Origin of the sequence: Bulleidia sp. zg-1013 (assembly GCF_019798045.1) — a bacterium.
Lineage (GTDB): Bacteria > Bacillota_I > Bacilli_A > Erysipelotrichales > Erysipelotrichaceae > Bulleidia.
The window spans coordinates 19,431-29,569 of record NZ_JAGXEX010000012.1 but is presented as its reverse complement, the minus strand read 5'-3'; the positions used below and the strand labels follow the sequence as shown (position 1 = coordinate 29,569).

Below are 10,139 nucleotides of genomic sequence, written 5' to 3'. Positions count from 1 at the left end.
AGAAAATGGATATATTCAAATGAACCAAGATGGTTCTTTAGAATTATTGGAAACAGGTCTTGCGATTGCTGAAAAAATTCATGAACGAAATACTGTGTTGACCGGTTATTTTAAACAATTAGGAGTTGATCCGGATATTGCTTATCACGACGCACATAAAATTGAGCATGATTTAAGCAATCAAACCTTCAACAAGATTAAAGAGCAATACCAAAAGAATAAAAAGAGTGACTAGGGATGTTTATTAAAATGGCTCCTATAATAGACTTTTTAATTGTCTACTATATAGGATCCATTTTACTATTCTCCTTTCCTTTTATTTTTGTTTGAATTGTCCAGTACAATTTTTTTCCTATCGACAACCTATGTCTTACTACATTACACCGTATTTTTATCTTGACTGATTGAAGCACCTAAAGCTCCACCAGGATGCCACTTCACATATTTTTGAGAATCAAGATTTCTTTCGGCTTGTAATAATATAGATAAGCATTGTAATGTGAACATTTCAACCAAAATTGATGCTCGCGGAGGCTTGTTTAAGCCATCGCCTTCTTTAGAAACCGTTGCTTTTAGAAAGACATCTGAGTTTTTAGCTAACCAAGATTCTTCATTACCTGAAACAGCAATTATTCTCGCTCCATTGGATTTTAATGTTTCAACGGTATACCTTAACTCAGAAGTTTGACCGCTATTTGAAATAGCGATAACAACATCCCCCACATCAACTTGTCCCGCACTGCCATGAACTGCTTCAGTCCCATCAAGAAAATAGGCTTTAGTTCCAATTGAAGATAGAAGAGAAGCAATATATCCTGCAACATAACTTGGTTTTCCAATACCAGTAACATGAACTCTTTTACCACTTTGTTCCTGGTTCAAAATCAAATCTTTCGCCTGCTTTAAATTTTCTTGATTCATGGCATCAATATGTGCCTCAAGTTCTTCCTGTATTGTTTTAATATATATATTTAAATCATTCATGCTTATCTCCAATCATAATTTACGATATAGTTCATAATTTTATTTGAATTTGTCTCTTGGTCTAACAACTTCAAAAAATCTTTATCATTCAATAAAATGAGTAAATCTGACATAGCTTTCATGTGTGACTCATTATCAACGGCTGACAATCCGAACAAATATTTAATAGGATTATTGGGACTTTCACCAAAATTCAAAGGGGTTTTAAGTGTTACGATTGAAATGCCATTTTCCAAAGCTCCTTCCGAGGATTTTGTATGAGGCAAGGCGATATGTGGTGTAATCGCAAAATATGAAGGACTTTGTTTTTGCAAACGAACCACGCTATTCTGATAATTTTTTGTAATCATCTTATTTTTCATTAAAGGTAAAAGAGACAGTTTCACCGCTTCAAGATCACTACTGCACTCAACTTGAGTCATAATGAATTGTTTCGATAAGATGTCCACTAATCGTTTAGGTTGAGTTTCTGTCGTCTCCTTAGAATTTGTACTATAAAATAATCCAACTAAGTCTGAAACCAACCGATTTTCTTCACTGATATTACCTAGATGATTTCTAAGAATAGATAAAATATCATCTGCGACAACCATCGTATTATGTAAATTACCTAAGTGAGCCTTAACCTCTTTTAATACGATAAATTTTTCATCGTCATCCATAATTGGATTTACTTTGACGACAGGAATCGATGATTCAGCAATTTCTTTGAATATGCTAGTTGTAAAAATAATATCAACATCAAAACGATTCGGATCAAATTGGCTGACTTCAATTGGTTTTAAAAACTCAATACTAGGAAATAATAACTTCAACTCATTGTGCAGAATCACCGATGAACCTATTCCATTAAGACAAACAATCAAGGCTCGTTTCTTTTTAATAATTTCTTTAGAAGGTTCATCAATGAAAATTGAAGCGAAATGCATCGTCAGATACGTTAATTCATCATCATTAATATCTTGATTAAAAAGATTACTCATCGGTTTCATGGTTTCCCTAACCAAATTAAATAAAGCCGGATATTGTTCTTTGACTTTATCTTTTAACGGATTATATATGGGTAACTTAAACAGCAAACGATAATATGCCGGTCTAAAATGAGCATAAAGATGCTTAAATTTATCTTCAATGTTGTCATAATGAATTCCACTGAGAATTTCAAAGCGAGTCATAATTTTAGAAACTAATTTAGCAATTAACAAACAATCTTCTGTGTCATCTAAGACATTTCCAAATGAAATCCCTAAAATCCAAGAACTTAAATACTCTCGATCTTGTTTTTTCATTTTCATTCTAAATGGGAAGAAATTGACCAAATCATCTACAAAATCGTATTCTTTAAAGGTAGGCATCATTTCCACTTTTGGTAAATCGTCCACTATTTGTTGGTGACTGTGAGCAATAATGCGATGAGTGACAAAAATAAAAATATAAATAAATTCTTTTAATCGATCTTCAACAAATGAAATTCTATGTTTTTCAGATAATTCTTGAATAATTAATTTTGAAAATTCAAACGTATAAAGATGAAGCTTCTCAATAACCATATCAAGCACTTGATGTGTTGTTTCTTGAGAAATAAGTGAAATCACAGTCATCATCATATAGCGTCGAATGTCCATTTCATTACCGGTTAGAAAATAACCATCGACACGATTATAATCCAACCTGATATGTTCTTTTTCCAAATCAAATGACAATTCACTTAAATCTTGAAAAATCGTTGATTTACTGATGTTAAGATAATCCGTGAAGTGATTTGATGAGAGATATTCGTTTGACACAAATACGCATAAAAAGAGAAATATTTTTCTTTCGTTTTTATTTAAATAATAGGTTTTATCGCCAGTAGAAGAAAACAGGGATTTAATCAGAAAATCTCTCGTTGCTAAATCGACAATAAACTCTTTATCTTGCCCAATTTTTATTGTTTCGTGTTGACTCTCTTCAATTAACACATTAAGTTTGTCTAATCGATATAATATTTGTCTTCGTGTCGCTTGACTTTCCCTTTCTGCATCCAATAACGTTGATTGTGACCTTTTAATGATAAGTTGTAACAGTTGAAGTATTTCTCTATCCATCTATAACCTTCTATTTTGTTATTTCTTTATATTTTGCAACTGCATTATGCAAACCGGATCTTAGAATACTCAAATCATTCGCTGAAATAAAATAATTTAAATCATCTTTAAAATATTCAAGAATTTCATTCGCTCCAATAATTCCAACCGGTTTATCCAGTTTTTTACTCACGCTAATAACTTTAGTGATGGTCTCTAATTCTTTTTTATCCATAATATTGTCCGTTACGCCTAAAGATATACTTAAATCGACCGGTCCAATGATACAGGCATCAATGCCCGGGGTCTCTAGGATTTCTTCAGCATTTTTAACCCCTCGTTCCGTTTCAATTTGAGCAATAGTAACTACTGTTTTATTCTTAAGTTCCATATTCCCCTGATGATTTCCACTAGGACCATAATTGGTATGAGCCCCACTGGAATAACCTCTAAGACCAATTGGCGGGTACTTGCTAAATTCAACTAATCGTTCAGCTTGTTCTTTCGTTTCAATCATAGGTACCATTATACCGACTGCACCATTATCAAGGGCTTGTCCGATTTCTCTACGGCTAAGTTCACTTACTCTGATAAAGCTTGGCAAACCTATATTGTTACCAAACAAGAATAAATCGTGTAATTTTGATTTAGAAAATGAGTTATGTTCATTGTCATAAAACAAGAAATCTAACCCTGCGTCTTTGGACATGACAAGCATGGCTGGATTAGTCACTAGTTTTACAAACAAGCCGAAATATTTTTTATTTAAATTTTTCATGTTCTTTCCTATTATGAATTAGAGCAAGGCAACCCTTGCTCTAATGACACTCTATTCTTAGAATCAAAACAATCCTTTCATAAAGTTTATAATTGCATAAATTACCGCACCAAAAATATTGTAGTCAATGTTTGGGAATGATGCTTCAGCAATTCCTAATTGAGCAAATGCCGGATAGAGAACAAGTGGTAACACAACTAGTCCAATTCCTACCAAGAATGAACCAACTAAGGCACCTTTCCATCCACCATATGCATTACCAAAGACACCTGCTGTTCCTCCAGAGAAGAAGGCAATCCCTGCTGCCGGAATCAGTACAACCGGACTCTTAAACATAATCATTAACCACATTCCCAAGAATCCTCCAAGCAAAGCTCCGACAAATCCAATTAAGACTGCATTAGGCGCAAATGGGAAGACGGCCGGGCAATCCACTGCAGGTTTTGCATCTGGAATATATTTTTCTGAAATACCAACAAATGCTGCCGTAATTTCTGCAATAAATTGACGAACCCCATAAATTAATACACTCATTCCTGCCGCAAATTGTAATCCTTGTAATAATGGCCAGATAAACCATATATCATTTATCGCCATTTTTTTAACTACATCCATATGTCCATTGACAACACAAGCAATGGTTGCGACATAGAATAATACCATCATAAAGACAGCGACAGAGAAAACAAAATCTCTAAATAATTTTAAGAAGTCAGGTAAATTAACATCTGAAGAATCACTTTCTTCTTTTTCAGCAGATTTAGCAAATAGCTTTCCTACCCATCCTGCAAAAGTATAACCTATTAAGTTAAAATGACCCATCGCAATGTCATCAGATCCTGTAATTTTCTTCATGAATGGTTGAGCTAATGAAGGGAGGGCTGCTCCGGCAAATCCTAAAACTAAACCTCCAACTAATACGGTTACAATCATTGGGGACCCCAAAGCTATAAACACAAGTGCCAACACTGCTCCAAAATATAAGAAATGTTGTCCTGTTAAGAAAATAGCTTTAAATTTAGTGAATTTAGCAATGATTAGATTAAATATAAAACCTAAAACAAAAACTAAAGCCACCTCTGTTCCAAACTCGTTTAAAGCTAAGGCGGTTGCAACTTCAACTTGAGTTGTGACTCCTTCAACACCAAAACCTAGATTAAATAACTTTGAGAAGTTATTGACAACTCCGGACATGGCACCGGAGCCAATATTGAAAATCATAAATCCGATAATTGTCTTAACTGTTCCAGATATGACCTCTGAAGATTTTTTCTTTTGAAGTAGTAGCCCAACTAAGGCGACTAATCCAATAATAAGGGCAGTATTTCTAACTTGACCTAATAAAGCTTCTATCATTATTCTCTCTCCTTCCGCTTAATTATTGATTTGATTCAAAGTTTAAATATTCTTCCAATTTAGATTGAATTTCGTTCTTATCTACAATGTTTCGAATACCAATAGCGTATTTCACTGTATCTCTTAGCTCTTCAGCCAGATCTTCCATCGAAATAAACAAATCACCGGTATACCCGATTAAAGAATCCAAATTCCCGTGTTCAGTTTCAATGGGATAGTTATTTTCTTTAATCACTTGATCTACTTTGATTTTCAATAATAAACTGGATCCCATACCCGCTCGACACGCAACCAATGCCTTATACATCTGTCCAACTCCTTTCTACATCTTTTAGATAATTTAAAATCTCCTTTGGAGAAGTTGCATTATCCAGAAATTCAAAAAATGAGGCTTTTTCAAACAACTCCGCTAACATTGATAAAGCACCTAAATGAACATTATTATCAATGGCACTAATGACAAACAAATATTTGATCGGATCATTTGTTTCGCTTTTAAACTCAACCGGATGCTTTAAAGTCGTGATTCCTATCGCATTCTCAAGTGCCCCTTCTTCCGAACGAGCGTGCGGTAAGGCCACCTGAGGTAAAAGGACGAAGTACGGACCCGTTTTTTCCAAGACCTTTAAGATGTTATCCACATAATCTGTACTAATTTTTTTATAGTCGACTAAGGGTTGGGCGGCGATACGAATTGCCTCTTCTCTATTCTTTGCTTCGACATTTAATTGAATTAAATTTTTATCAAAAAAATCACTAATCATGGCTTCACCCTTTCCGGTATCATTTATCTATTTGCATTATAAAATCAGAAGTGCATTAAACCAATATTAATTGAAATCAACTTTTGTTGAAGCATGGTGACAAAAAGTAAATGTTTAATTATTGAATTTACACTCTAAGTGCAACAAAAAATGATTCATAGTTTTCTGATAAAATAGTGTTTGCAAAGATAACTAAAAACAAGAGAAAATATGAATCACTATAAAAATATTTTACACGAAGTTAGTATGAGTTTTTACTTACTAAAGCTGTCTCATTTAGTTGTACAATCTATCATTTTCAAAAAGCTCATCCTCTATTCGCTTTTCCAAAAATCGATGTCCCATTATTAAAATAAGTCCTAAAAGTGGAATTCCGTTAATCATCAATACTGGAATCAATTTAATGGCGATAAGAATAACTGTCGCCCTTTTCTCATACATGGCACTTCCCCAATCTCCACTAATCAATGGGAATACGGATTCCAAAATACCCTGATACCATATCACAAAATCATTCTTCCTATATTCCGGATTCATAATAAAGCCAATGAAAAAAATCAACATCGCCATGATATAAAATGGAATAAAAATCAAAGTGAATTTTCTCGTCTTTTGAGCAGACTCCATACAGATTCGATCTTTATCATTTTGACTTAAACTTTCTAAAGATTCATTCTTTAGACACTTTTTCTTAAATACATATCCAATAAATCTGTATTGAATAGATTTTTTTATATCGCTTTTCATATAAAACTCCTTTCTTAATTTTATTCTATAATCTTATAGAAAGTTTTATTGATATAGACGATTCTACTTTGACTTTCCTGCTAAGCTATTCCCAAAGTGTATATTGTGCATATATGGATAGATCTGCATTTTGAGAATGAATTGTTCATTTTCTTTTCTTTCTTCATAACTTAGGAGAAAATGAAAAAATATCTCTCCTATTCTCTTGTATGGTATCTATTAGAAAATATGAAATACGTAATTATACTCGCTATGACTACTCCAATTATATAGAAATTGACTACATTTAACAAAGACCGGTTTTCAACTTCATATATTATTGAAGCAAATACAAGCAAGAATGTACTTTTAACTTGAAAAGCATCGTTCCCTTGGCATTTTATTATTGGTATTTTACATCTCCATGATTTCTATTTTGTTTCACTAAACATTTATAATGTTCATAATACTAAAAGAGGGCTTACAAAAGTATTGTTATTCCTCGAAATTAAAAATCAGGTATAATGGTTGAAAAGGAGTTCAAATGTCTATTTACGAATCGGGTGAGGATTATCTATTAGCTATTTTAGTGATTAAAGAAAGAAAAGGTATCTGTCATTCTATTGATGTGGCGGAAGAAACCGGATATTCCAAGGCGAGTGTTTCTATCGCTATGAAAAAATTAAGAGAAAATGGATATATTCAAATGAACCAAGATGGTTCTTTAGAATTATTGGAAACAGGTCTTGCGATTGCTGAAAAAATTCATGAACGAAATACTGTGTTGACCGGTTATTTTAAACAATTAGGAGTTGATCCGGATATTGCTTATCACGACGCACATAAAATTGAGCATGATTTAAGCAATCAAACCTTCAACAAGATTAAAGAGCAATACCAAAAGAATAAAAAGAGCGACTAGGGATGTTTATCTCTTAGTCATTTTTTTAAATAAATTGATTGAAGAATGTCAAAATTTAATGACCAAAAAGTATGTCAAGAAATCAAAAAAGCCCATTTCACCGGGACTTTTAAAATAAGAGCGCGTGATGAGAATCGAACTCACGTATGCAGCTTGGAAGGCTGCCGTTCTACCATTGAACTACACGCGCATAAGAGGTGACTCGGAAGGGACTCGAACCCTCGACCCACTGATTAAAAGTCAGTTGCTCTACCGTCTGAGCTACCGAGTCATATAAATAAAGAAAAGGCTGGGGCAGCGAGATTCGAACTCACGCATGAGGGAGTCAAAGTCCCTTGCCTTACCGCTTGGCTATGCCCCAATCCGAAATCATTGCGATAAACACAACAAATAAAATGGTGGAGGCGGGTGGTTTCGAACCACCGAACCCATAGGGAGCAGATTTACAGTCTGCCGCGTTTAGCCACTTCGCTACGCCTCCAACATGGTGCCGACTATAGGAATCGAACCTACAACCTATTGATTACAAATCAATTGCTCTGCCAATTGAGCCAAGTCGGCATTTAGAAAAAAATGGTGGAGGTTAACGGGCTCGAACCGCTGACCCTCTGCTTGTAAGGCAGATGCTCTCCCAACTGAGCTAAACCTCCACAGCTATTTACTGCTTAGTTATACTAACACGCCCCTACCTATCCGTCAACATTTTTTTCATATTTATCGAAAAATGAGAATGTCAAGATTTAATGCGAAAAAATTTTTATAAAATTGGTTAGTCGATTTTTCAACTAACTTTTTTCATAAATAACTGATTTTAACGCTATTTTAAAACGCTTATCCTACTTTTAAACACACTAAAAACAAGTTATTAGAAAACAAGCTATGAGACTTATATTTTTTCTAATTCTTTTTGATAAGCATGAAAAGAAGTATCGTAATTTAATATTTCCCTAGGATAATGATTAATCCAATTTTCTATTTCTCGAATTTTCTTTTCACTAATATTTGTGAAATCTGTGTACTTCGGTATCCATCTTCTGATTAATCTATTGGCATTCTCATTCGACCCTCTTTCAAAGCTTGAATAAGGATGACAATAGTAAAGCTTAGTCCTTTTACCTGCATACAAACACGACTTTTCTATTTCATTGAAATAAGAGAATTCTATGCCGTTGTCCACCGTAATTGTTTTGAATATCTTACTGAATTTAGATTTTAATTTCCTTTCAATCCGATTGACCATTTTAACTACATTACTAGCATTTTTCTCTTTTAATTTAAAAATTAACTCCATCCTGGTTTTTCTTTCGGTCAAAACTAATAATGACACTTTCTTGTTTCTTTTTCCTATCACACTATCCATTTCCCAATGACCAAACTCTTTTCTGGATAAAATTGACTTATCTCTTTCTTCAATCGTTGTACCTTTTAGATTTATCCATTTTCTTGGTACTATTTTTCTTTTCTTTTTTCTTCTCGGCATTGGAAGCTTCTTCATCTCTAATTTTGAAAAAACATCTTTTTTAATATAGTTATAAACGGTTGTCGTACATATAGACACTTCTTGAAACAATTTTTTCATTTTTATCTCTCCCAAAACCGCTTTTGGTGAATAATGTTCTCTTACTATTTTATCTTCTATATATTTGGCAAATTCATGATGTTTTCCTAACTTAATTGATACTCCTTTGTTTGTTAAATTATTTCTATAACTTTCTTCAGCGATAATTGGACTATATCCCTCCACCTCTTGTAAGTGGGTATCCAAGTGAATATATCTCCCTCTTTTTAGTTCTCTATAAATCGTTGAATTATGTACATTAAGTATTTTAGCTATTTCACATGGTTTTACCTTTTCCTTTAGTAAGTTTTCAATTCTTAATCTTTTGTAATAGCTTAAATGGGAAAAGTGTCTCATAATAAAAACTCCTTTTTCTTTCATAAATAAAGTATCATCAATACAGATTAAAAACTTATAATTCTTTTTTGATGTTTATTAAGATAACTTAAATCTCCTTCATAGCCAACTTCATAATTTCTTGATTCACAATTATTTCATCATCCTTTTTAGCCTTAGCTTTGTGGAATATTTCCCAATTCCCACCATCTTCCGGATGATTTACAGCAATACATCCGATACTTGGGTATTTATCAAAATAATTGCTATATCGATCCAATATTGTTTTCTTTTTATTCATAGGAACGACAATAAAATTTTTATGACAGTATTTTGAATTTTCGTAAGCCTGTGCAAAAGCCTTAGAAATATCTTCCAGCTTAAATTCAAAACTGCATATCTCAAAATGTGACTGCCTATCACCTGAAGATAATACTTTATCAATCGTTACTAAATCCATAGCTCCATGCCTTCCCTGGCATTCAAATTGATACCTTGCTATGCTCTTCCTATATCCATACTTTTTCCAAAAGGCATCTTTTAAATCTATTTCTTTAACAAATTTCATTCTTCATTCCTTATCTACATTATCCTCTAATAGTTATATCTCTGGTCTTAGCTATTTTTAGCAGTTTTAAATCGAAAAGAA

11 protein-coding genes and 6 tRNA genes are annotated in these 10,139 nt (G+C 33.1%); 2 read left to right on the top strand and 15 right to left on the bottom strand.

The features are described from left to right. A partial coding sequence (locus K7I92_RS07000; RefSeq protein ID WP_304502894.1) for a metal-dependent transcriptional regulator occupies positions 1–235 on the top strand: 235 nt, incomplete at its 5' end. 143 nt (positions 236–378) lie between these two features. Here the strand turns inward: K7I92_RS07000 and K7I92_RS06995 are convergent. The 7 genes from K7I92_RS06995 to K7I92_RS06965 form a co-directional block, all read right to left on the bottom strand. Beyond that, on the bottom strand, positions 379–984 hold the full coding sequence (locus K7I92_RS06995; RefSeq protein ID WP_203245258.1) for an SIS domain-containing protein: 606 nt from the start codon (positions 982–984) through the stop codon (positions 379–381). Between the two features lie 2 nt (positions 985–986). Further along, positions 987–3,071 carry a BglG family transcription antiterminator gene (locus K7I92_RS06990; RefSeq protein WP_220282563.1) on the bottom strand — a complete coding sequence of 695 codons (2,085 nt, stop codon included), beginning with the start codon at positions 3,069–3,071 and terminating at the stop codon, positions 987–989. Between the two features lie 10 nt (positions 3,072–3,081). Continuing rightward, positions 3,082–3,828, bottom strand: a complete 747-nt coding sequence (locus K7I92_RS06985; protein ID WP_220282562.1) for an HpcH/HpaI aldolase/citrate lyase family protein — start codon at positions 3,826–3,828, stop codon at positions 3,082–3,084. Between the two features lie 63 nt (positions 3,829–3,891). Continuing rightward, complete coding sequence (locus K7I92_RS06980; RefSeq protein WP_220282561.1) at positions 3,892–5,184, bottom strand: PTS ascorbate transporter subunit IIC; 1,293 nt, start codon at positions 5,182–5,184, stop codon at positions 3,892–3,894. 22 nt (positions 5,185–5,206) lie between these two features. After that, positions 5,207–5,491 carry a PTS sugar transporter subunit IIB gene (locus tag K7I92_RS06975; RefSeq protein WP_203245254.1) on the bottom strand — a complete coding sequence of 95 codons (285 nt, stop codon included), beginning with the start codon at positions 5,489–5,491 and terminating at the stop codon, positions 5,207–5,209. Beyond that, positions 5,484–5,948 (bottom strand): PTS sugar transporter subunit IIA, encoded by a 465-nt coding sequence (locus K7I92_RS06970; RefSeq protein ID WP_203245253.1) that lies wholly within the window; start codon positions 5,946–5,948, stop codon positions 5,484–5,486. Before K7I92_RS06970 ends, K7I92_RS06975 begins: the two co-directional genes overlap by 8 nt. Before the next feature lie 276 nt (positions 5,949–6,224). Continuing rightward, the gene (locus tag K7I92_RS06965; RefSeq protein ID WP_220282560.1) at positions 6,225–6,695 is read right to left on the bottom strand and encodes a hypothetical protein; all 471 of its coding nucleotides are present in this window, start codon (positions 6,693–6,695) and stop codon (positions 6,225–6,227) included. 523 nt (positions 6,696–7,218) lie between these two features. On the opposite strand from K7I92_RS06965, the gene K7I92_RS06960 reads away from it, so the two are divergent. Further along, positions 7,219–7,596, top strand: a complete 378-nt coding sequence (locus tag K7I92_RS06960) for a metal-dependent transcriptional regulator (protein ID WP_203245250.1) — start codon at positions 7,219–7,221, stop codon at positions 7,594–7,596. 119 nt (positions 7,597–7,715) lie between these two features. On the opposite strand, the gene K7I92_RS06955 is transcribed toward K7I92_RS06960, so the two are convergent. The 8 genes from K7I92_RS06955 to K7I92_RS06920 form a co-directional block, all read right to left on the bottom strand. Continuing rightward, positions 7,716–7,786, bottom strand: a tRNA-Gly gene (locus tag K7I92_RS06955). A gap of 8 nt (positions 7,787–7,794) precedes the next feature. Continuing rightward, positions 7,795–7,867 (bottom strand) — tRNA-Lys (locus K7I92_RS06950). Between the two features lie 18 nt (positions 7,868–7,885). Beyond that, positions 7,886–7,957: transfer RNA gene (locus K7I92_RS06945), tRNA-Gln, on the bottom strand. A 35-nt stretch (positions 7,958–7,992) separates the two neighbouring features. Then, positions 7,993–8,077 (bottom strand) — tRNA-Tyr (locus tag K7I92_RS06940). Between the two features lie 4 nt (positions 8,078–8,081). Then, positions 8,082–8,157: transfer RNA gene (locus K7I92_RS06935), tRNA-Thr, on the bottom strand. A 13-nt stretch (positions 8,158–8,170) separates the two neighbouring features. Beyond that, positions 8,171–8,246, bottom strand: a tRNA-Val gene (locus tag K7I92_RS06930). A gap of 236 nt (positions 8,247–8,482) precedes the next feature. Next, positions 8,483–9,511, bottom strand: coding sequence for an IS30 family transposase (locus K7I92_RS06925; protein WP_220282559.1), 1,029 nt, complete (start codon positions 9,509–9,511; stop codon positions 8,483–8,485). Positions 9,512–9,599: 88 nt separating this feature from the next. Further along, positions 9,600–10,058: a hypothetical protein gene (locus K7I92_RS06920; RefSeq protein ID WP_220282558.1), complete on the bottom strand. Its 459-nt coding sequence runs from the start codon at positions 10,056–10,058 to the stop codon at positions 9,600–9,602. Positions 10,059–10,139: the final 81 nt, after the last annotated feature.

Bases quoted from the DNA above. Each gene is read 5' to 3' on its own strand.
- K7I92_RS06965 (WP_220282560.1), bottom strand. From the start codon at position 6,695: ATGAAAAGCGATATAAAAAAATCTATTCAATACAGATTTATTGGATAT.
- K7I92_RS06990 (WP_220282563.1), bottom strand. From the start codon at position 3,071: ATGGATAGAGAAATACTTCAACTGTTACAACTTATCATTAAAAGGTCA.
- K7I92_RS06970 (WP_203245253.1), bottom strand. From the start codon at position 5,948: ATGATTAGTGATTTTTTTGATAAAAATTTAATTCAATTAAATGTCGAA.
- K7I92_RS06995 (WP_203245258.1), bottom strand. From the start codon at position 984: ATGAATGATTTAAATATATATATTAAAACAATACAGGAAGAACTTGAG.
- K7I92_RS06980 (WP_220282561.1), bottom strand. From the start codon at position 5,184: ATGATAGAAGCTTTATTAGGTCAAGTTAGAAATACTGCCCTTATTATT.
- K7I92_RS06920 (WP_220282558.1), bottom strand. From the start codon at position 10,058: ATGAAATTTGTTAAAGAAATAGATTTAAAAGATGCCTTTTGGAAAAAG.
- K7I92_RS06960 (WP_203245250.1), top strand. From the start codon at position 7,219: ATGTCTATTTACGAATCGGGTGAGGATTATCTATTAGCTATTTTAGTG.
- K7I92_RS06985 (WP_220282562.1), bottom strand. From the start codon at position 3,828: ATGAAAAATTTAAATAAAAAATATTTCGGCTTGTTTGTAAAACTAGTG.
- K7I92_RS06975 (WP_203245254.1), bottom strand. From the start codon at position 5,491: ATGTATAAGGCATTGGTTGCGTGTCGAGCGGGTATGGGATCCAGTTTA.
- K7I92_RS06925 (WP_220282559.1), bottom strand. From the start codon at position 9,511: ATGAGACACTTTTCCCATTTAAGCTATTACAAAAGATTAAGAATTGAA.